General features: G+C 48.2%; 22 protein-coding genes. 14 read left to right on the forward strand and 8 right to left on the reverse strand.

The window, feature by feature from the left end; translation table 11 throughout:
• Window position 1: 1 nt before the first annotated feature.
• Genes hisA through P2W84_RS03640 form a run of 4 tightly spaced genes read left to right on the forward strand, consistent with a single transcriptional unit; the run spans window position 2 to window position 2,997 of the window.
• Window positions 2–751, forward strand: coding sequence for a 1-(5-phosphoribosyl)-5-[(5-phosphoribosylamino)methylideneamino]imidazole-4-carboxamide isomerase (hisA, locus tag P2W84_RS03625; protein WP_276088742.1), 750 nt, complete (start codon window positions 2–4; stop codon window positions 749–751).
• Window positions 752–1,507 (forward strand): imidazole glycerol phosphate synthase subunit HisF, encoded by a 756-nt coding sequence (hisF, locus tag P2W84_RS03630; RefSeq protein ID WP_276088743.1) that lies wholly within the window; start codon window positions 752–754, stop codon window positions 1,505–1,507. It abuts the gene before it with no gap.
• Complete coding sequence (gene hisIE, locus P2W84_RS03635; RefSeq protein WP_276088744.1) at window positions 1,504–2,091, forward strand: bifunctional phosphoribosyl-AMP cyclohydrolase/phosphoribosyl-ATP diphosphatase HisIE; 588 nt, start codon at window positions 1,504–1,506, stop codon at window positions 2,089–2,091. The genes hisF and hisIE overlap by 4 nt, the downstream gene beginning before the upstream one ends.
• A 6-nt stretch (window positions 2,092–2,097) precedes the next feature.
• On the forward strand, window positions 2,098–2,997 hold the full coding sequence (locus tag P2W84_RS03640) for a WD40 repeat domain-containing protein (RefSeq protein ID WP_276088745.1): 900 nt from the start codon (window positions 2,098–2,100) through the stop codon (window positions 2,995–2,997).
• On the opposite strand, the gene P2W84_RS03645 is transcribed toward P2W84_RS03640, so the two are convergent.
• Complete coding sequence (locus P2W84_RS03645) at window positions 2,987–8,740, reverse strand: alpha-2-macroglobulin family protein (RefSeq protein WP_276088746.1); 5,754 nt, start codon at window positions 8,738–8,740, stop codon at window positions 2,987–2,989. The two genes, P2W84_RS03640 and P2W84_RS03645, sit on opposite strands and share 11 nt — an antisense overlap.
• Window positions 8,741–8,783: 43 nt before the next feature.
• Window positions 8,784–9,590 (reverse strand): C40 family peptidase, encoded by an 807-nt coding sequence (locus tag P2W84_RS03650; RefSeq protein WP_276088747.1) that lies wholly within the window; start codon window positions 9,588–9,590, stop codon window positions 8,784–8,786.
• Window positions 9,591–9,775: 185 nt separating this feature from the next.
• Between P2W84_RS03650 and P2W84_RS03655 the strand changes: the two genes are divergently transcribed.
• Window positions 9,776–10,231: a universal stress protein gene (locus tag P2W84_RS03655; protein WP_276088748.1), complete on the forward strand. Its 456-nt coding sequence runs from the start codon at window positions 9,776–9,778 to the stop codon at window positions 10,229–10,231.
• Between the two features lie 90 nt (window positions 10,232–10,321).
• Here P2W84_RS03655 and P2W84_RS03660 read toward each other — a convergent pair whose 3' ends face one another.
• Complete coding sequence (locus tag P2W84_RS03660; RefSeq protein WP_276088749.1) at window positions 10,322–10,672, reverse strand: 4Fe-4S dicluster domain-containing protein; 351 nt, start codon at window positions 10,670–10,672, stop codon at window positions 10,322–10,324.
• Between the two features lie 76 nt (window positions 10,673–10,748).
• Here P2W84_RS03660 and P2W84_RS03665 point away from each other — a divergent pair, with 76 nt between their 5' ends.
• The 9 genes from P2W84_RS03665 (at window position 10,749) to P2W84_RS03705 (ending at window position 19,492) form a co-directional block, all read left to right on the forward strand.
• A complete protein-coding gene (locus P2W84_RS03665) occupies window positions 10,749–11,774 on the forward strand; it encodes an acyl-CoA reductase (protein ID WP_276088750.1) in 1,026 nt (341 codons plus the stop codon).
• 38 nt (window positions 11,775–11,812) lie between these two features.
• Window positions 11,813–13,726 carry a gliding motility-associated C-terminal domain-containing protein gene (locus tag P2W84_RS03670; RefSeq protein ID WP_276088751.1) on the forward strand — a complete coding sequence of 638 codons (1,914 nt, stop codon included), beginning with the start codon at window positions 11,813–11,815 and terminating at the stop codon, window positions 13,724–13,726.
• A gap of 39 nt (window positions 13,727–13,765) precedes the next feature.
• The gene (locus tag P2W84_RS03675) at window positions 13,766–13,969 is read left to right on the forward strand and encodes a fructose-6-phosphate aldolase (protein WP_276088752.1); all 204 of its coding nucleotides are present in this window, start codon (window positions 13,766–13,768) and stop codon (window positions 13,967–13,969) included.
• Window position 13,970: 1 nt separating this feature from the next.
• Window positions 13,971–14,654, forward strand: a complete 684-nt coding sequence (locus P2W84_RS03680) for an ATP-binding cassette domain-containing protein (RefSeq protein ID WP_276088753.1) — start codon at window positions 13,971–13,973, stop codon at window positions 14,652–14,654.
• Window positions 14,655–14,791: 137 nt separating this feature from the next.
• Entirely contained in the window at window positions 14,792–15,379 is a 588-nt protein-coding gene (locus P2W84_RS03685) for a nucleotide exchange factor GrpE (RefSeq protein ID WP_276088754.1), read from the forward strand.
• Between the two features lie 4 nt (window positions 15,380–15,383).
• A complete protein-coding gene (gene dnaJ / locus P2W84_RS03690; protein ID WP_276088755.1) occupies window positions 15,384–16,532 on the forward strand; it encodes a molecular chaperone DnaJ in 1,149 nt (382 codons plus the stop codon).
• A 126-nt stretch (window positions 16,533–16,658) separates the two neighbouring features.
• Entirely contained in the window at window positions 16,659–17,774 is a 1,116-nt protein-coding gene (locus P2W84_RS03695; RefSeq protein ID WP_276088756.1) for an AI-2E family transporter, read from the forward strand.
• Complete coding sequence (locus tag P2W84_RS03700) at window positions 17,771–18,499, forward strand: DUF72 domain-containing protein (RefSeq protein WP_276088757.1); 729 nt, start codon at window positions 17,771–17,773, stop codon at window positions 18,497–18,499. The genes P2W84_RS03695 and P2W84_RS03700 overlap by 4 nt, the downstream gene beginning before the upstream one ends.
• 39 nt (window positions 18,500–18,538) lie before the next feature.
• On the forward strand, window positions 18,539–19,492 hold the full coding sequence (locus P2W84_RS03705) for an exopolyphosphatase (protein ID WP_276088758.1): 954 nt from the start codon (window positions 18,539–18,541) through the stop codon (window positions 19,490–19,492).
• On the opposite strand, the gene P2W84_RS03710 is transcribed toward P2W84_RS03705, so the two are convergent.
• The 5 genes from P2W84_RS03710 to P2W84_RS03730 form a co-directional block, all read right to left on the reverse strand.
• Window positions 19,468–20,037: a Maf family protein gene (locus P2W84_RS03710; protein ID WP_276088759.1), complete on the reverse strand. Its 570-nt coding sequence runs from the start codon at window positions 20,035–20,037 to the stop codon at window positions 19,468–19,470. The two genes, P2W84_RS03705 and P2W84_RS03710, sit on opposite strands and share 25 nt — an antisense overlap.
• Before the next feature lie 67 nt (window positions 20,038–20,104).
• Entirely contained in the window at window positions 20,105–20,491 is a 387-nt protein-coding gene (locus tag P2W84_RS03715) for a hypothetical protein (RefSeq protein ID WP_276088760.1), read from the reverse strand.
• Window positions 20,492–20,568: 77 nt separating this feature from the next.
• Window positions 20,569–21,096: an HAD-IIIA family hydrolase gene (locus P2W84_RS03720; RefSeq protein WP_276088761.1), complete on the reverse strand. Its 528-nt coding sequence runs from the start codon at window positions 21,094–21,096 to the stop codon at window positions 20,569–20,571.
• Window positions 21,096–21,338 (reverse strand): Fe-S cluster assembly protein IscX, encoded by a 243-nt coding sequence (gene iscX / locus P2W84_RS03725; RefSeq protein ID WP_276088762.1) that lies wholly within the window; start codon window positions 21,336–21,338, stop codon window positions 21,096–21,098. Before iscX ends, P2W84_RS03720 begins: the two co-directional genes overlap by 1 nt.
• Before the next feature lie 21 nt (window positions 21,339–21,359).
• Complete coding sequence (locus P2W84_RS03730) at window positions 21,360–21,692, reverse strand: 2Fe-2S iron-sulfur cluster-binding protein (RefSeq protein ID WP_276088763.1); 333 nt, start codon at window positions 21,690–21,692, stop codon at window positions 21,360–21,362.
• Window positions 21,693–21,706 lie beyond the last annotated feature (14 nt).

The following is a 21,706-nucleotide window of genomic DNA, read 5'->3' on the forward strand; positions in this document are numbered from 1 at the left end:
AATGTATATAATTCCTGCAATTGATATATTGGACGGTAAAGTAGTACGCCTGAGGGAAGGTGATTATGACCAGAAAACAGTCTACGACGTTTCTATTGAGGAGATGATCAATACCTACAGATCTAATGGGACTGAATTCATACATATCATTGATCTTAACGGTGCCAAAGGAGATTTCAGCAATCAGGCTACTTTGTTCGATGTCATCAAGAAAACGGACATGAAAGTACAGTATGGTGGCGGTATCCGTACCATTCAGCAGGTGACGGACCTGCTGGACTCTGGCGTTCACAGGGTTATTGTAGGTACGCAGGCCATTACCAACCCTGATTTTCTCAAACAGCTGAGTACTGAGGTCGGTAAAAAATATGATTATGCTAACCGGATTGTCATCGCGATCGATGTGCTGGACGAGGTCATCAAATACAGCGGATGGATGGAAAGCTCCCCGATCAAACTGATGGATTATGTGGATAAATGCCTGCAACTGGGCTTTTTCCGTTTTCTGTGCACAGACATCAATAAGGATGGTAAACTGGGCGGCGCAGCGGTTGAACTGTACCGTAAGCTACTCGACCACTCCCCTTTCATTAAACTGATCGCTTCAGGTGGTATCAGCTCTATGAAGGATATTGAAGAACTGGCTCAGCTTGATATCCGTTCGGTAGTTGTCGGAAAGGCGATTTATGAGAACAGGATCACCATCGATGAGATCAAGCAATGGAACCTGAAGCAAATGACTTCTTTATAGATGTTAAGTAAGCGCATTATACCCTGTCTCGACGTAAAGGACGGACGCACCGTTAAGGGTGTGAACTTTGTAGACCTGAAGGACGCAGGAGACCCGGTGGAGCTGGCCTGGCAATATGCACAACAGGGAGCGGATGAGCTGGTTTTCCTAGACATTACGGCTACACATGAGCGTCGGGGTACAACGATAGAAATGGTGAAAGCAGTAGCCAGACAGCTGAACATTCCGTTTACCATTGGTGGTGGCATTACTTCGGTCGCCGATGCAGAGGCCCTTCTCAATTCAGGAGCTGACAAAATATCCATCAATTCGGCTGCAGTGAGGAACCCAGGGCTGATCGAAGACCTGGCCAGGGCTTTCGGGGTCCAGTTCGTTGTTGTTGCGGTGGATACCAAACTGCTGGACGGTCGCAATATTGTGCATCTGAATGGGGGAAGACTACCTACGGAACTGCTTACGGAAGAATGGATCCGGAATGCGGAGAACCTGGGAGCGGGCGAGATATTACTGACCTCTATGGACCATGACGGCACAAAAAATGGCTTTGACTGCGGTCTGCTGGGCAAAATATGTAATGCTGTGAACATACCGGTGATCGCTTCAGGCGGTGCAGGGAAAATGGAGCATTTCACAGAAGTATTCCTGGAAACCGGTGTGGATGCGGCACTCGCTGCTTCGGTGTTCCATTTCGGGGAGATTCCCATACCTGCGCTTAAAGAAGAATTAAAAAAACACAATATTCCTGTCAGGATATGAAGATAGATTTTGAAAAGACCGGAGGCCTGGTGCCCGTAATCATACAGGATGTGCAGACGCTTGAAGTACTGATGCTGGGCTATATGAACGATGAAGCCTGGCAAAAAACACAGGCGGAAGGCAAAGTGACCTTTTTTTCCAGGTCTAAGAACCGGCTCTGGACCAAGGGCGAAGAGAGCGGCAATTTTCTGTTTGTGAAGGAAACGCATATCGATTGCGACAACGATACCCTGCTCATCAAAGCCAGCCCGGCAGGCCCTACCTGCCATACCGGGTCCCGGAGCTGCTTTAAAACGGCTTACAACCAGAATTTTGTTTTTCAGCTGGAGCAGATCATTGCTGACCGCTATGATCACCCATCTGCTGAATCCTATGTCAACAAACTGCGCAGCAAGGGATTGAACAAAATTGCGCAGAAGGTAGGTGAAGAAGGCGTAGAAACGGTCATTGCTGCCCTGGCAGAATCGGATGCTGATTTCATCAATGAAAGTTCTGACCTGATATTTCACCTGCTTGTTCTGTTAAGGGAAAAAGGAAAAACCCTTGCAGATATCGGGCTGAACCTGGAAGGGCGCCACAAATAGCCTTAAATGCTGAAGCACTTACATACTCTTCCCGGTCATCAGAACCCGGTATATGCCCTGGCGAATACTGCGGACGGGAAGGGATTTTATAGTGCCGGCAACGACAAAGGTGTTGTGGAATGGTCTCTGGAGACCATGTCTTTTGTCAAAGTACTGGTACCCGTTCAAAGCTCAGTATATGCACTCCACCGTCATGAAAACCTGCTCTTTGTTGCGCAGCGCAGCGGACTGATACTGGTATATGACCTGCTGAAACAGGAAACAATTTCCACACTATCCCATCATAAGAAGGCTGTTTTCGATCTTATGGTACTTCCTCAGAAGCAGGAGTTGCTGAGCAGTGGCGAAGACGGGGAACTGGCAGTGTGGTCGATCAGGGATTATACCTTATTATATAATTTTCCCGTGATCAGGGACACCGTTCGTTGCATCGCAGTAAACCAAGCAGGAACTGAGATTGCCCTGGGCTGTAAGGATAGCATGATCAGGATATACAATTCTGCCGATTACGGGCTTTTAAAAACATTGTCCGGTCATGGTATGCCGGTAACCTCGCTGAAATATGCTCCCGATGGCCGCTTCCTACTGTCAGGCGGCCGTGATGCACAACTAAAGGTCTGGGATTTACCGGATTATGAGCTGCAGGCCAATGTGGCAGCCCATATGTTCAGCGTTTATACAATTGCTTATCATCCGTTTGCACCTTTCTTTGCAACCAGCAGCCAGGACAAAAGTATCAAGCTATGGGGTGCAGATGATTTCAGGTTATATAAAATACTGAGCATTGAAAAAGGCACAGAGGGCCATAGGCATTCCGTCAATAAACTCATCTGGAGCGCCGACGGAAAATACCTGATCTCTACGGGAGATGACCGGCAGGTCATGATCTGGGCGTTCAATTCCTGATTTCTACTTTCTTCATCCCGTCCCTGCCGGAAAATACCGGAAAATACATCATTTCGGCCTTTGCCGGATTTAAGGTATAAGTTCCCGAATATCTCGGCAGCAGCCGGATGTCGAAAATATATTTCCCCTGTTTGAGCTTGCTGCAGAAGATGGTGGTTTTATCTTTAAAATATTCACGGTGGGTTTCAATTCCATTATGGCGCTGCGTCTTACTTTCATAAATACAGCCTGCGGGTATCGGCACTTCGATCATTACATAATCTGCATTCGCACGGACGTTTACCTCTACTTTCAGCACCGCAGCTTTCCCGGCTTGCAATACCGGGACATTGGGTGCTCCTTTCAGTACGGGCTCCTGCAGAAGGCTGGTACTGATGATAAAATCCCGGCCTGCTTTTTCCGGGGCCGTATTTTGGAACTGCTGATAGGCCGTGAAGTAAACGGGCGTATTTCCTTTCTTGGAAATCCGGATTTCACCCGGTGGCAGGATCGCCGTATAGGGGAATGTTTTGATTGTGGAACCATTTAGTGTCAGCTCGGGAGCGTTTCCTGCACGCTGTTCTGCGATCAGGTCAGGCAATATGGTTTCCAGGATGAGTGAAGACTCGTAAGTATTGCGCCATTTCCCGTCCTTTCGCTGCTCCAGGAAATAATGCCTGATGCTGTTCAGCTCCCCTTCATGACCGCCGCTGGCCTTCAGGAGCTGATAGGCCAGGAGCGTATTTTGAATGCTGTTGTCCCAGAATGAAATGCCGGGTTCTCCCCAATAGCTGTTGCCAAACATGGTTTGCTTCTTTTGCTTCAACAGCCATGCGATATCAGCAGCTACGCCCATCTGCTGACGAAGCCGCATATCCTGCAGTTGCTCAAACAAAGCAGGCTGTGAGTCGCTCCGGATGATTTTCTCGGGCAGATTGATGTCCTTGTAGCCCGGATCAATAAGTCTGAGCAGTCTGAACGTTTGCAGGAGGTCGTTACTCCCTGCCTTTTGCAGCTTCTGCCGGAGGTAATCTGACAATGCCTGTGTCTTAAGCTCCGCTTTATATCCCGATCGCTGTGCCATGAGCAATGCTTCCGTCACATGATAACTGATCCACATCTCTTCCTGGGTTCCGGTCCACCAGCCCCAGGTTCCCTGGGATGTCACATTGCCAAGTAAAGTTCCGATGAGCTTATTGACCTCCTTATCTCTGCGTAAATCCTGCTTCAGCAGCTTTCTGATCTCCTTTTCCAGCAAGAGGCCTTTCAGCTTGGAGGCCAGTTGTTCATTACACAAATATTCGTAGTTAACCAGCTGATCAATTTCATCAAGGAGTACCGGAAACAGGGATGCTTCAGCCCGCAGGCTGACCTGTCCGAGCCGGGGGTCAGCATGGTAAGTCAGCGTCGTGTCCGACCGGAGACTGCTGAAATAACCCTTGCTTTCCTTGACGCCGGTTGGCAAGACAGGAATAGCGCGGCGCTCCCCGTCTGCATAACCGTTATCCTGGCTCAGGCTGTACTCGAACTTCAGGCTGTCGGTGCTGTTTTTATAGGCAGGAGCGGTTACAATCAGCGTATCTATATGTGCATTTTTTATGCTGAACTGACGGGTTTCCGGCGTCTGCCCGTTAAAGCTGAACTGGCGGGACAAGGCTTCTTCCTTTCCGTTATAATTGACCAGCTTGCCGATCACGCTGGCCCGATCTGAAGCTAGCAGAAACTGTGGCGTGCTGATACTGGCGGTTAAGCTCTTGAAGGACGGTATATAGACGTGCGCAACTCCGGATTGCCGTTTTCCGTTCATCGCGAAGAAATTCGTGATCCAACTGGTGATGTCATCGGGGAAGGTGACTGTAAATGCAGCTTTTCCTTCCTGGTCGGTGACGAGTCTGGGCTCCCAGATGGCATAATCTGAGAAATTGCTGCGTATGCCGCTGCCACCGTCCTGAGTGCGATCTCCGGCAGCAGTATCAGGTTGTCCGTTGGTGAATACGAGTATCACGCCATTTTTCCCGGCATCACCGTAAAGGGCCATGGCACGGTCTGCTTTTAGGACTTCCACTGAAATAATGGAAGACGGGTCAATATCGCTAAGTTTACCCTGCTGAGGTTTACCATCGATGATCAGCATGCCCTGAAAATCCCCGCCCGTTGTATTTGTTCCCCGGATGTTAACGGCCGCACGCACGCCCGGAGCTCCATTTTGTTCAATATTGAGCCCGGCCACGGTTCCCTGCAAAAGCTGCTCTATGTTGGCCACGGGAACGTTTGCTACGTTTACTCGCCCTTGTCCTTCCCGCCCTACGTATCCACGGATGACCACTTCATTGAGTTCATTCCGTACTTCCATCATACGTACTTGCAGAACACCGTTTCGGGGAATCTTAAACGTTTGGCTGACGTAGCCCGTATAGGAGATGGTCAGTGTCCCTTTTTTTGGAACGGCGAGCTGCATCTTTCCGTTTCCATCCGTTTGGCCGATAGGCTTTAGCGCGCCTTTTGCTGCATAATACACAGGGGCACCCGGCAACGTCTCACCTGTAGCATAATCAGTGACTGCCAGATTCAGTTCCAGCAGCTTATCTGGCGACATGCCGGTAAAATCAAGCACTTTCGTTGCAGGTATCTTAAATTCGGCCCTGTCTTCACCCGCAGGCTTTCTGCGCCGGCTTAAGATGGACTCAGCGAGTGCCCTGCTCACGCCATCGGCAGGGTGAATCTTTACCTCAGGTATCCGCAGAAAATTTGTACCGCTGGCTTTTACGGATATACTATCGAGCACAATGTAGTCATTGTCTTTCAGGAGCAGGATGATGCGGTAGTTGCCCACCGGGACCTGGGCGAGATAGGTGGACCAACCGGGGTAGAGATTGATGGCATCCGGGTACTGATTATGGTAAAGGATGATATTCTTCAGGAAAGGAGGTTTTCTGCTTGACAAGGTGTCTACCTGAAGGTGCAAAATGCCCTGCCGTGTCTTTAGTGAGTCCGGCAGCGAACTGAATGAGAAGGATCTGGTCATCTCTTCTTCGAAATTGCTCCAGAGACTGTCTATAGTCCTGGAGGTAGCGGGCTGGTCCCGGTAGCTGTGCTTCCGCCTTCCCTGGCGCCTTGCTGAGGCTAGGTCTTGCTCCAGCGGCCTTGTGTTAAGCCCCTGTTGGGTGAATACATGGATCCGACCGGGTGATGGGGTAAACGGAACATAAAGACCACCGGCCTGAAACACGAGTTTTTTACCCGAGAATGGCCCTGCGCGGAGGATGTCGTAAGGCTGGGATTGCTGGGGTGGATTGAGCAGCAGGGTTTGTTGCGCGTCGGTTATCGTTGCCTTGTTGTCGCCGAAGTTCTTCGCAATATACAGCATCTCCGCATCAATTTCGCGAAGGTATTTGATCATCTCACCCGATTGGAGCACAGATACAGTTGCCCTGGTGCTGCTGGGGTCGGGAACGATGCCGAGAATGGTTTTATAATTAGCAGAAAACTCGTCTTCTATGATGATCTTGTTGTAGTCTGTAATGAGCGTAAGCTTATGCCGCCCCGGGCTTACTGTAAATGCATAAGGTTGATACTGATCTGTAGCGCTGTAGTAAACGATGCGATCGTCAATGTACACGAGCTTGGCGGGAAACGCAGTGCCCCGGGAAACCAAGAACGGCACGACAACGGCTTTTCCATCGCCGGTAAAGGTTCTGGAGGTGTATAGTTCGTCCGGGTAAATGAACTGATAATAGGGTATTTGGCCCAGCTGCATCTGGCGGTTCCAGTGCGCATAGTCCAGGGCATCACTGCCGCCACCGGAAGCAGTCCGGCCATTATAAGGCAAAGGTCTGGTTTGACGGGAATAATGATTGTCGGGCAGAAAACGCACAGGCAGAACTGCAGCTGCCGAACTACCGAATTTGTTGGTATAAGCCCAGGAGGTAAGATCTGTTCCGGGAGAGGGCCTGCCAAAGGCATCGGTTACCTGCAATTGGAGTTTGGCTCTTTGCCCCGGATAAACGGCGCCCGGCACGGTCAATTTGATGTCGAGGTTTTCCGGGTCAAAAAGGCCCTTGGCTTCCTTTTGCAAGACATCGTCTCCCCAAAGGTAATGGACGACGACGAAGGCCGATTTTGCGGGGAGAACGGACATGCTGGTATCCAGGTTAAGGCAGTATCCCCGTGTCCTGACTTTATTTCCCTCAAAAATGGTGTACCAAAAGGGGGTTTGCTGAGGGTTAGCTATGAGGAGCCTGAGGCTGCCGGGACGGCGTTCCGTGCGGATATTGAACTGTGGTTGAGTTTGATCCTGGGGAACTTCATGGTGTTGCCCGTCCGGCGTCTTTAAGGTGTACATACTTACTTGTGGATCGATTTTTACCACAGCAGGAAGGTGCACTTGAAGCGAATCTTTTGCCTGTCCAAACCTCGTGCGGTAGCGGTAGAGGACTGCGTCTCCTTCCACCAGCCTGCCGTTCACTTCCATTCCGAAAAGGATACTGTCTGCGGAGAGCTTGGCTATTACCTTTCGGGTTTCATAACTGTAGCTGAAGCTTCGCCTGGTATCGAGCTTTTCGTTGTCGCTGCTCCTGAAAATGACCTGCACGCTGAAACCCAGGTTTGCCCTGGGAAAAATGCTGTCCGGAAGCGTAAGCGGGGTTTCGCCTTCGGGGTTAAGACTGATGTCACGCTGCCAGAGGAATTTTGGTATAAATTCACTGTCGCTGAAAAACTTTTGGGCACCTTCAGCAATGACATATACCTCTGCCCTGCCATCCGGAAGCGTAAAGCCATTTTCATCAGTTGCTTTAATGTAAAGCGTAACGGGACTGCCCGGGTAGTGGATGGAACTGCTGCTTCGTAAATGCAATGCCGATTTGGAAAGCTGATAGTCTTCAAACTCGAAATAACTGGAAAAAATGACCTGACGCCTTTTGGCGTGTACATCGATCAGGTCGAGGCGATATCGATGATCGAGCGTGAGATCCAGGCTGTCCGAAAGAACGAAACTGCCCTCAAAGCCCCCGTTGCAGTAGGACCTCAATGAAGACAGTACAGGAATGGTGTCCATGTCGGCCACCAGTTCGGCGCGCAGGAGTTTGTTTGGAATGGCCTTCCCATTGGCCTTTACAATATACGCCTTGAACTTGACGGTGTCCAGTGGCTTGTACTTAGGTTTGTTGAAAATCAGGTTCCCACGGTATTCCGGTTGTTCCGGTTTCCGTCTCCTGGAATCCGACTCCCATCGGGCTGTACTTGCCGGATTGTAGGAGAAATAATTCATGACGCCCTGATACCTTATGTGGATCAGCGGGAATTTTGACTGAGGGCTTGCCCTGTAGAGCCGGGCCTGCTGATCATAGCGGACTTTTGAGGACCTGCCCTGAACCGCATTGAGGCCATCCACGAACCGTCCGAGACTATCGAGCAGGATAAACTGGAAATCTTTTCCGTCATTAATGACCCTGATGCTGAGGTTCTGTCTGGGTTGAAGGGTATAAACCAGACGGTTCTGTTCGGCGCTTACATAGACATACACCCCGTAGGGCAAGCTATTTTTATATTCACCGATGCGGCCGTTGGGGAAACTGTCCACAGGATTTTTGAGTAACTCCTGCAGGGGCTTTGCGGCTTTATCTGTAAACTGCTGATAAGCATCCTGTTCGCTGAGCAGGTAAACATAGGTCATTTTACTGCTGCTGCGGCTTGTAACCAGCGTATTTTGGGCAAGCGCCAGGCAGCTGTAACAGGAAAAAAGAAAGAATAAGAGCGGTTTCATCGGATTAGCTTAGGTTGAGGACTAAGCTAAATATAACAAAATCTTAGGTAAACCGCTTAATAATCCTGAGCTTGTGGGTATAGCGCCCCAGTTCCTCGTTATAGATGCCCTGATTGTCTATGTAGTCCTGACGTACCTTTCCGGATGCGTGGAGAATCTTATCGTTACTGATCATGATGCCAACATGGATGATACGGCCTTCGGCATTGTCGAAAAAGGCAAGGTCGCCTGACTGCGCTTCCTGGAGAAAATCGACTACTGTACCCTGTTCTGCCTGTTGCCAGGCATCTCGGTTCAAGGATATACCATTGAGTTTGAAAACTACCTGTGTAAGGCCCGAACAATCTATTCCGAACAGGTTCCGCCCCCCCCAAAGGTATGGTGCATTCAGGAAGAACTGCGCGTCGGTGATGATTGCTTCAGTCCTTTCACCGGAGGGCAAAGCTGTGGAATCAACTTGCTTAGGTTTAAAGTCAAGCTCAAAAACTTCATTACCAATCAGACAACGACCATCCTGGTAATCCGGCAGGCTGCTGCCCGGGGAAAGATAATAACAATTTCCCCGGTTGTCTTTTGCAACGTTAAGGGGTGCTACAGGAACGAGGTTTTTACAGCGGTGAGCAGCGGCATACTGATCAGACGAAAGAGGAGCAAGCTGCTTTGGATCTGACCATCCCTCATAACGATCAAGAGCACTTCGCAGGTGCCACCAGCGCTCCTGCTTTTCCATCACTTCCACATGGTCTCCAAACAGCAGTTGAGAACCAATCTCCGCTTTGTCTGAAGGTTCTGTACGCAGGGGTGCTACAGCAACCCGGCAAATGGCATATTGTTGTTCCATATATTCCATAAAGGGCTTAAATTTAAACTTTTTCGTGTTTAATTTGTTTTGACAACAAGATCTTTCTGGTGTATTGTGAAATGTTTTCAGGAAGTATGCACTCAAAGATCAGCTGCCTGCCCGAAAAAGATAAGAAGATCGGCTGAGCGGCACAAGCTGACAAACAAACCTGATGATCATTAAAATCTAAAACAATGAACCTCAAAAAAATCTTAATCGCTGTTGACAACAGCACCTGCTCTGAAAAAGCTGCCCGCGTGGGTTATGGTGTAGCCCGGACATTTGGTGCAGAAGTAGCCCTGGTCAACATCATCGAACCTGTTCCGGCGAATGTAAACCCGGATCTGACACTTGCGCCGGTTTTCCTGGAGGCCTATGACAACAGTGAAGAAAACAGCCATTTGCTGCTAAAGGAAATTGAAAATAAATATGGGCAGGGTATCCCCACAAAATACATGAGCGTAGTGGATAGCGCAGCGCATGGCATCATTCATCAGTCAGATGAATATGGTTCCGACCTGATTGTCATCGGCACCTATGGCCGTACTGGTCTTTATCATTTCCTGATGGGTAGCGTCGCAGAACATGTCGCCCGAAAGTCCGCTTGTCCTGTACTGATCGTACCTAACAAGTATGAAGAAAAAGAATAATGCGTGTTTTAATTGTGTTTCGGTCTTACCGTAAACAAAAAAAGGGGTGTCTTGACAGCACCCCTTTTTTTATATCTGCTTAATATTGTATTACCCTTCCTGGTGCAACCATGCCTTCTTGGCTAACAGTTCTTCCTCTGTCTCCCGTACGTCCTCATCATCCACACAGCAGTCTACAGGGCAAACCGCAGCACATTGTGGTTCATCGTGAAAGCCTTTACATTCAGTACACTTATCGGAAACAATATAATATACTTCGTCAGATCCGGCATCCTGAGCCGCATCGGCATCAATCTCTGCACCGCCGAACTCAATGATCCCGCTAAGATTAGTACCGTCTGAAAATCGCCATGCAGTACCTGCATCATAAATTGCGTTATTAGGACATTCAGGCTCACATGCCCCGCAATTAATACATTCGTCTGTTATTTTAATAGCCATGTCTTCGTCTAAATCTAATTGGTAAGTTACCTTTGTAACGCAAATATAATATTTAAACTTTAATTTCGCCGAATTTATGCCATCGCTGACTGCCGAAAACTTAATTATTGCATTAAAAAAACTTAATACTTTTATCGGCAGTCCTGATGAAGCATTCCAGGCAAAAATAAGGCTGGCTGCACTTGCCAACAGCTGGTTCACACCCGAGGCAGTCGAACTGGCACTAGGCGGCATCCGGGAGATGCTGAATGAGGAAGACCTGCATCAGTGGTTCTCAGGCATCCGGATCGCTGCACGCCCCCAACGCATTGGACTGATTCTGGCCGGCAACATTCCCATGGTAGGTTTCCATGACGTGTTGTGCGTCCTTGCAACAGGTAACACTGCGTTGATCAAGCTGTCTTCGTCTGATGACAAACTATTGCCTGCAGTGCTCGATAAACTGACCGGATTTGAACCGGGGCTGCGGGAACGGATCGTATACACAGACAGGCTGAAGGATTTTGATGCGGTAATCGCCACAGGCAGCAATAATACTTCACGCTATTTCGAGTATTATTTTGGAAAAGTACCAAACATCATCCGCAGGAACAGGAACAGTGTAGCGATACTCACGGGGGAGGAAAGTCCAGAGGAGATCGCTGCGCTGGGGCATGACATTTTTGATTACTTCGGAATGGGTTGCAGAAATGTATCTAAGGTTTATCTCCCTTCAGATTATGATGTCTCAAAGCTCTTTGTTCCGCTCGAGTCTTACAAAGGGATCATCAACCATTTCAAGTACAATAACAATTACGACTACAACAAGTCTATCTACCTGGTCAACCAGACCCTACATTACGACAACGGCTTCCTTTTGCTGAAGGAAGACCAGGCTATTGCTTCTCCCCTTGCCGTAGTTTATTTTGAGTACTATGACACGCTTGACAGTGTGATTAGTGCATTAAACGAAAGACGTGACGAAATACAGTGCGTGACCGGAAGACTTTCGGGAGACTGCGGCCTGCCCATAGTAAATTTCGGGCAGAGCCAGCATCCCAGGTTATGGGATTATGCCGACGAGGTAAATACCATTACCTTTCTGTGTGCATTGCAGGATTAGCCTGAAAATGTTATCTTGTATGGTCAATCCTAAACAAATTGACATGCAGGGACCTGAAACCACTTATCTTACTTTTTTCACTGATTTTTTGCGCTTCCTTTGCCGCTCTTGCTCAGGTATGTACCGGTTCTTTGGGCGATCCTGTAGTCAATATTGATTTCGGAAGGGGTTCGTCTCAGTTTGGACCTCCTTTTAGCAACAGTAATTATAAATTTGTCACGAAAAGCCCCGAAGACGGTGAGTACACCATTGCACAATCCACGATAGGCATGAACCGGGGCTGGTACACGATTTATAATCATACTCCCGGAGATTTTAACGGCTATATGATGATCGTAAACGCAGATTACGATCCTGGTGTCTTCTATGAATCCAGTTCCGCTATTTCCCTCTGCCCTAATACAACCTATGAATTTGCGGCCTGGGTGATCAATATGCTCCGGAATGAAGGCGGCAATAAACCGAATATTACGTTCTCCATTCTTTCGGTAGACGGCCAGGTATTGCAGACGTACAACACGGGTGACCTTCGCAATAACAACCCGGTATGGACCCAATACGGCTTTCTGTTTACCACTACCAGCGGTGGCGAGGTAAAGATCAGGATGGTCAACAATGGTCCGGGGGGCGGTGGCAATGACATTGCCATTGATGACATTACGTTCAGGCCATGCGGCCCTTTGATCACCGCCAGGGCAGGCACAAGCAATACTGCAACCACAGATATCTGTGAGCATTCCAATTCGTCGGTAAAACTAAGCACAGATATAGAGGGGGGATCTGCCACATTAAAATACCAATGGCAACGGTCCGCCGGTGCAGACTGGATAGACATCCCAGGTGAAACCGGGACAGAAATGGAAGTAAAATTTACGGATGCCCAGCTGGGTGTCTACCAATACCGTATGGTAGTAGCCGAACCTCAGAACTTCAACTCCCCTGATTGTCGCACGTCATCGCCAACATTAACGATCCGTGTAAATAAGCCCCCGGTACTGGAAGCAATGAGCAACGGGCCAGTTTGTGTAGGAGATAATATTATCCTGGATATCAACATTATACCTAATAAAATCGAATGGAGGGACCCTGCGGGGAAAGTGATCGCAGACACCAGGACACCCGTCATCTATAATGCGACACATGGAATGCAGGGAACCTATACCGCTTATGCAAGGATCGGCGGATGCGATGTCAGCGCCGCTGTCGATGTCAAAATTGTGGACCCGCCGGTTCCGAAAGTAACCGGAGACACACAGGTATGCACCGGTTCCCAGGTACAACTGGAGGCTTCCGGCGGAGACCATTACAGCTGGGAGCCTGCACTTGGGCTTTCTGATCCGAATATTGCAAATCCTATGGCGTCCCCGCCCGTGACCACGGTATATACGGTAAAAGTGTACAGGGGTACCTGCTTTCGCACGGCGCAGGTAAGGGTACAGGTCAATAAATCTCCGGTGGCAGATGCCGGTCCGGACAGAAAATCCCTCCTGGGCAATTACACCACGCTGAGCGGAAAGGCCAGTGGTGACGGCATCTATTTTTCCTGGAGCCCGGAGACAGGTGTAGCCGACCCGAGATCGCTGAATCCTAAGGTGACGCCGCCGCAAAGCATGACTTATACGCTCAGTGTATATTCCAGCCTGGGTTGTGAAGTGGCCAGAGACGAGGTCTTCGTACAGGTATATGATAAGATGGTGATCCCCTCTGCCTTCAGCCCGAACAATGACCAGGTAAACGATACCTGGAATATTACGGCGATAGACGCTTTTGAAGAGCCTGTGGTGAAAGTGGTAAATCGCTACGGCGAAACTGTATTTGAAAGTAAAGGTTATTTAAAGCCATGGGACGGCAAGCGCGGGGGACAAGACCTTCCGACGGGGGTGTATTATTATTTCATCCGTCTGCGCGAAGAGGTAGAACCGCTCACCGGATCGGTGATGATCATCAGATAGATGCCTTATTTCTCATTTGGAAATACTATTTTTGACCTGATGTATGTTATTAAAGTCAAGGGTATTGCCAAAATACCGGATTATGTGCAGTTAAGGGACGAAAAGTTCACCTTACTCGCGTATTTCCGTGTGGACCGGCCAGACAAATCACTGGACAAGCTGGGACTGGGCGATAAACTTGGTTATATTATGGAAGTCGTTCATGATCTGCCCTTTGGCAAGATCGCTAAAATTGATATTTGAAATGACAGGAAACGCAGTTATCAACCTGAGGAAAGTAGACGTATTTCAGCAAAAGCACCTGGTGCTGTCGGATGTTAATCTGAATATAGATAAGGGAGAGTTTGTATTCCTGATCGGACAGACTGGTTCGGGAAAGAGCAGTTTATTGAAGATCATCTACGGCGACCTGCACATCGGCAATGGTGACGGTATTGTAGCCGGCTTTGATCTTCGCAATCTTTCTAATAAGGAGGTACCCTACCTGCGCCGCAAGCTGGGCATCGTTTTCCAGGACTTCCAGCTGCTGACTGACCGTACGGTAGAAAAAAACCTGGAATTTGTGCTCAAAGCAACCGGCTGGACGGACAAGGCACTGATCGCCGAGCGCATAAAGGACGTGCTCGAAAAAGTAGGCCTGAGGTCTAAGATAAAAAAAATGCCGCACGAGCTTTCGGGTGGTGAGCAGCAGCGTGTGGTAATTGCCAGAGCTTTGCTGAATACCCCCGAGATCATTCTGGCAGATGAACCCACAGGCAACCTGGACCCTGATACCTCTGAGGAAATTGTACTGCTGCTGAAACAGATCAGCCAGAGTGGCACAGCTGTACTAATGGCCACGCATGACTACCATATCATCAGGACCATGCCTTCCCGGATTATCAAATGCGAGGGTGGCATCGTACACGAAGATGCCCAGATTGTATAACCTGTCCGGCCAGGGCATCTGACAAAACATTCGTTTTCAGCATTATCGTCAGTCAGCTGCAGTATAAACTGACAGCATGGCCTGAAAATGACCATTGGCAAAAATTTTGAACTTCATCAAAAAATTCTACTGATACTATGTTTGGCAAGAAGAACAATCCTAACGAAGATAAAGTGAACCAGAACGAGACACCATTGAATACAGATGAGCAAACTGTACCGGAAGAAGAAACGACTGCCGGGGAAACGGCAACGGAAGAAAAGGCTCCAGAGTTGTCCGCTGAAGAAAAATTACAGCAGGAAGTAGCGGCACTGAATGATAAATACCTGCGCCTGTTTGCAGAGTTTGATAATTTTAAGCGCCGCACGCAAAAGGAGCGTATTGAATTATTGCAGACCGCAGGAAAGGATGTGATTGTTGCTCTTCTGCCCATACTGGACGACTTTGACCGTGCAAATAAAGCCATGGAAAGCGCCACTGATGTAGCTTCGATCCGCGAGGGCGTCTCACTGGTCCATACCAAGCTGAAGAGCGTACTGGCACAGAAGGGCCTTAAAGAAATGGAAAGCATCAACCAGGTTTTTGATACCGACAACCACGAGGCGATCACTAACGTGCCGGCACCTGCTGAAGAACTGAAAGGCAAGGTGATCGATGAGCTGGAAAAGGGTTATACATTGAACGATAAAGTGATCCGCTTTGCCAAAGTGGTAGTGGGAAGTTAATACTATGAGCAAGAGAGACTATTATGATGTATTGGGTGTAGCCAGAAATGCATCTGCCGACGAGATCAAAAAGGCTTACCGCAAGCTGGCCATCAAATACCATCCTGATAAAAATCCGGGCGATAAGGCAGCTGAGGAAAGCTTTAAAGAAGCAGCCGAGGCCTATGAAGTACTGAGTAATCCGGAAAAGAAGCAGCGGTATGACCATTACGGCCATGCCGGTGTAGGTGGTGGAGGATATAGCGGCGGAGGTATGAACATGGAAGATATTTTCAGCCAGTTTGGTGATATCTTCGGAGGTGGAAGCCCTTTTGAAAGCTTCTTTGGCGGTGGTGGCCAGCAACGCGGCGGAAGGCGTGTTGCTAAAGGCAGTAACCTCCGAATTAAAGTAAAACTAACGCTTGAGGAAATTGCCAATGGCACTGAGAAAAAGATCAAGGTAAACAAGCAGATTACCTGCAAGACCTGTGACGGTACAGGTGCCAGAGACCGCAGTTCAATAAGTACTTGCTCAACCTGTGGCGGAAGCGGTGCAGTGCGCAGGGTGACCAATACCATACTTGGGCAGATGCAGACCACATCTACCTGTCCTACCTGTAACGGAAGCGGACAGCAGGTCACTGCCAAATGCACTGCATGTCATGGAGACGGAACAGTCAGGGGCGAAGAAACCATCACGATCAATATACCTGCGGGTGTAAGTGACGGCATGCAGTTGAGCATGAGTGGTAAGGGCAATGCAGCACCTAATGGCGGCATTCCCGGTGATCTGATCATCCTCATTGAGGAAATCCCGCACGAGACATTAAAGCGGGAAGGCAACAATATTGTTTATGACATGCACATCTCTATTGTAGATGCTGCCCTGGGTTATAGCGCAGAGGTACCAACCATTGACGGAAAGGCCAAGATTAAGATTGAACCGGGTACCCAAAGTGGCAAGCTGCTGCGCCTGAAAGGAAAAGGTATCCCGGAGATCAATTCTTACCACCGTGGGGATGAGATCATCCATGTAAACATCTGGACACCCAAGGCACTGAATGCTGAGGAAAGGGCTATCTTAGAGAAATTACGTGACTCTCCAAACTTCAAACCACAGCCGGGAAAACATGACAAGAGCTTCTTTGAAAAAATGAAGGAGTATTTTGAATAAATAAGTAATGCATAAAAAAAGCCGCCTTTAAAAGGTGGCTTTTTTTATGCACCAAACTTTCGGGGCCCGCAAGTTGTTCTAGTCATCGGTCTGCGCTTATGGCAGCATTAAGCGGGCATTAACAATATGACTAAACTACAGCGAAGTACCTATACATTACTGTTTCTCTTCCTAGGATTTGCAGGGCTTTATTTTGGCAGGGAATTCCTGATACCTGTCGCACTCTCCGCAGTATTTTCCATGCTGTTCATCAGACTTTGCAACTGGCTGGAGAACAACAACCCTGCCAACGGGCGGCGCAGCAGGCTACGCCTCAGCCGTCCCGTGGCGGCATTGATCTGTATCCTGCTCTTTGCAATTGCAATCGGGCTGATCGTCTTCCTCCTCTCCTGGCAATTGAATGGCTTCGCTGAAAACGTTGATCAAATGAAACACCGGCTTACCGAGATGTTATCTTCTCTGCAGAGATGGCTTCAGGAAAAAGTAGGCATTGATCCCCGGACACAGGAAGAAATGGTTAAAACACAGGCCGCAAGTGCTTCCGGGAATCAAAACATAGTGGCTGGTTTTGCTGCAAAGCTATTCAGTATCCTGGTAAATTCTGTTCTGCTGCTGGTGTACATGTTTCTCTTCCTGTTATATCGCTCACACATTAAGAAGTTTATAATGAAACTGGTAGCTGCATCCGAAAAAGGAGAGACGCAGGACGTCGTACACCAGGCTGGAAAAGTTGCTCAGCAGTACCTAAGCGGACTGGGAGCCATGATTGTTATACTCTGGATCATGTACGGGATCGGCTTCTCACTTGTTGGTGTCCGGAGCGCACTATTCTTTGCAGTACTTTGTGGTATATTAGAAATAGTACCCTTTGTCGGCAATCTTACGGGAACTTTCATTACCATATTGGCCGTAGTCGCCCAGGGTGGAGACAGCCGCATGATGATCGGGGTTGTTTTCGTATATGCAATGGTACAATTCATACAGACCTATATTCTAGAACCTCTTGTTGTCGGCGGGCAGGTGCGCATTAACCCGTTATTTACCATCATGGGTATCGTATTGGGTGAAACACTGTGGGGCATTGCTGGCATGATCCTGGCGATACCAATGCTTGGCATCGTAAAGATTATCTGCGATCATATAGAAGGATTGAAACCCTACGGATTCCTGATCGGCACCCCTGATCCGGGAAAAAAACAGATGGATTTCTTAGGTTGGGCAAAAAAAATCCTTATAAAATGACCACAGAATGGAAGATTGGTTGCTCCGGCTATCATTACCAGGATTGGAAAGGCCCCTTTTATCCTGAAAGCATGCCACAGCGCCTGTGGCTGGAATATTATTGCAGACATTTCAATACGCTGGAGATCAATTCTTCATTTTACAGACAACCAACAGTAAAGACTTTCAGCAACTGGTTTGACAACAGCCCTGCAGATTTTCTCTTCAGTGTAAAAGCCCCCAGGACAATTACGCATTATAAAAAATTTGTAAGCGTTTCAGAGGAACTGAATGTATTTTATGATACCATGACTGAAGGGCTTGGACACAAGCTTGGTGCCGTATTGTTTCAAATGCCCCCAGGTTTCTTCTATACAAGGGAAAGGCTTGACCTGGTCATCAGCAGTATGCGGCCCGGTTATGAAAATATATTGGAGGCCCGGCACGAAAGCTGGTGGAATGAGGCCGCATTCCGTGACCTGGCAGCTTCCGGCATCACTTTCAGCGGGATCAGTTATCCGAGTCACCTTCCGGATGCCATTATACAAAATAACGATCCTGTATATTACCGTTTCCACGGCAGGCCGGTACTTTATAAATCAGCATATACGCTGGCTGAACTGGAAGGATTTATTAAAGAGACCAGTAAAGGGCAAAAAAAGACATATGTCTACTTTAACAATACCTGGGGCGGAGCAGCCTTAAAAAACGCACAGGAACTCATCCGGCTGACCCGGCTAGCATAGATTGCCAACTGATTTAATAGCTTTGCAAAAAAAATCATTATGAAAGCTGCCGTTATCGACCTTGGGACCAATACCTTTCACCTGATCATTGCTGAACTTTACCCACCGGGAACAAGCCAAGACGGTTCTTTACCGCAAACATCAAAATCCTTTAAAGTACTTTATAAAACCAATATTCCGGTCAGGCTCGGCCAGGGCCGCATCAACGACAATGTCATTATTCCTGAAGCTTTCGAAAGGGGGCTGGAAGCACTTAAAGCTTTCAGGAAAGAAATAGACAGGTATCAGGTAGATAAAGTACGTGCGATCGCCACCTCAGCCGTCCGTAATGCGTCAAACGGAAAGGATTTTGTCACTGCAGCAAGTACAGAAACCGGTATTGTCATTGAAGTCATTACCGGTCAGCAGGAAGCAGAATACATCTATCACGGTGTCGAAGCCTCCGGAGCGATAAACGATACCTCACTGGTTATGGACATTGGCGGTGGAAGTACAGAATTTATCATTTGCAGTCCGGGGGAGCTTTTATGGAAAGACAGCTACGATATAGGCGCTGCCCGCCTGATGCAGGCATACTTCAAAAGTGATCCGCTGAGCACGGCTGACCGCAGCCTCATCATCGACAAACTCGATGTCAGTCTAGAAGGACTAAAATCGGCATGTATGGTCTACCAACCATCCAGTCTGATCGGATCAGCCGGGGCATTTGAAAGTTTTGCCGCCATGATCGATCCGGCATTGCAACTGGAAAAAACAGCCGCGGTGCTGCTGGACCTCGGGGAATACCACAACCTATCCACACGATTGCTCAGCTCCAGCCATGCAGAAAGAGAAAAAATGGAAGGGCTCATCCCACTGCGGGTAGATATGATCGTTATGGCATCGCTGCTCACCAGTTTCGTGACCGGGTTCGTACAACCAAAGCACCTTTACCTGTCTACCTATGATCTCAAAATGGGTGTACTGGCTCAGATGGCCATCAATGCACGGTAAAGCCGTTCGGTAGGTAGACCCATTACATTGGTATAAGAGCCTGTGATCTTCTCTACCGCTATCATGCCGATCCAATCCTGAATACCGTAGGCTCCTGCCTTGTCAAAGGGTTTAAAGGTATCAATATAGTATTCAATCTGTTCACTGGTCAGACCGCTGAAATAAACTTCGGTCAGGTCATAAAATGAGGTAGTCATACCCTTGTAAGCCAGTGTTACCCCGGTATATACTTCGTGCCTGGAACCAGAGAGCTGGCTAAGCATCCTGACGGCATCTGCCCTGTCCGAGGGCTTGCCCAGAATTTCACCTTCAAAGGCGACAATGGTATCGGCGGTAAGCACAATATGATCATCATCAGTTCCCGCAAATGCCCTGGCCTTTTTATCAGATATGTAGACCGCTATATCTGCCGGGGAAAGTTCCTCAGGATAACTTTCATCTACCTCTTTTAAAACGATACTGAACTCGAGCCCCATAGCCCGGAGCAATTCTTGTCTGCGGGGTGATTTGGAAGCAAGTACGATGGGTAAGGTCTGCTTGTACATGGTGCTAAAATAATAAAAGCGGACTTGATAAGCCCGCTTTTATTTGAATTACTCAACCTGTAAACAGTTAGTTGTTGCCTTCGGCACGTTTCTTCATCGCTTCCCTTCTTTCCTCAGTCCAGGCTTTAAAAGCTTTCTTCTGATCATCGTTCAGTACGGCAGCAATCTTTACCTCATTTTGCTGGCTAACCTTTGTCATAGCACCTCTCCAGGCTTCGCGGTCATTACCCAGAGAGTCACGCATTTTTCTCATCGCTGCCCCTTGTTCCAGGAAAATAGCCTGTACTTTTGCTTTCTGGTCATCGCTCAGCTTCAGCTTTTCAGCCAGCATCTCGGTCTGCCTTTTTGCGCGTTCTTCTGGGTTGCCACCCCCACGGCGGCCCTGACCATCCTGTGCATTTGCGAAAGTTACTACACTGAATAACAATCCGCAGATCATCAATAATTTCTTCATGTTGCTTTAAGTTTTGTAGGGTTTAGAGCATTTACCCTTACAAAAGTTTAACCACCTAAAGTAACAAGTATGTGATATTATTTGCCTGAATCGGCAGCAGAAGGATTTTCATCAAACCATTTTTCCTGAATACGCAATACCTTCTCAATTACGTCTCTTGCGGCCATGCGCCCCCCCTCATTTGGTGAAACATAGATGGAAACGGCCTTGATTTCAGGCACTGCATCGGCAGGACAAACGGGAAGGCCAACCAATTGCATTACTTTCAGGTCCGGGACGTCATCTCCCATATATAATACATGTTCAGGGCTTATCCCATATCTTGACAGCAATGCATTCAGTACCTGGACCTTGTCCGAAACACCCAGGAAAACCTCCTGTATACCCAATCCTTCAAACCTGCGCTGCATGGCCTGACCTCTTCCTCCTGAAATGACTGCAACAACCAAACCTCTTTTCACGGCAAGCTGCAGGGCATACCCATCCTTAATGTTAAAAGTACGCAGAAACTCTCCGCTGTCCGAAGCAATGATATCTCCGTTGGTCAGCACGCCGTCTATATCAAAGACAAGCGCAGAAACATCCTTTAATCTCTGCAGGAACATCAGTCCTGGTTGTCACGCCATTCATAAACCCAGGCACTCTGGATCTGTTCCAGATGACCTTCATTGCTTTCCTCACGGGTACCTTTAAAATTAGGCAGGGAGAGCACCCACTCTAACAGGTCGGTAAACCGGATGCGATAGATTCTGGCCTCATCAAAGTCATCGCCAAATTTCTCATAAAGCTCTTGCGCAATGTCTTCGTGATCATTCCAGTAGATTGGCAAAGCGAATTTTTCCTGCATTTTATTGAATATTTGAATTGGTTAATGGCCTAAAAACTGTGATTGGTCAGGAATCTTTACCTCAATATCTCCATCTATGACCACGCATTGACATCCTAGTCTTGAAGTAATCCTCGGACGAACTGCCCTGTCAATAAAATCCTCTTCCTTTTCAGAGATCTCCTGGATATTGTCCATTCCTTTGAGTACATATACATGGCAGGTACTACATCCGCAGACTCCGCCGCAGTTGTGCTGTAGCTCTATTCCATTATCGAGGCAGGCATCCAGTACCGATTCACCGCCGGCAATAGGCAGTTCAACCGGTTCCTTCCCCGCTTCCTCAAAACTTATCTTTAACTTAAAAATACTCATAATCGTCTTCAAAA

Origin of the sequence: Pedobacter sp. JY14-1 (genome assembly GCF_029269825.1) — a bacterium.
In the GTDB taxonomy this organism is placed as follows: Bacteria; Bacteroidota; Bacteroidia; order Sphingobacteriales; family Sphingobacteriaceae; genus Pedobacter.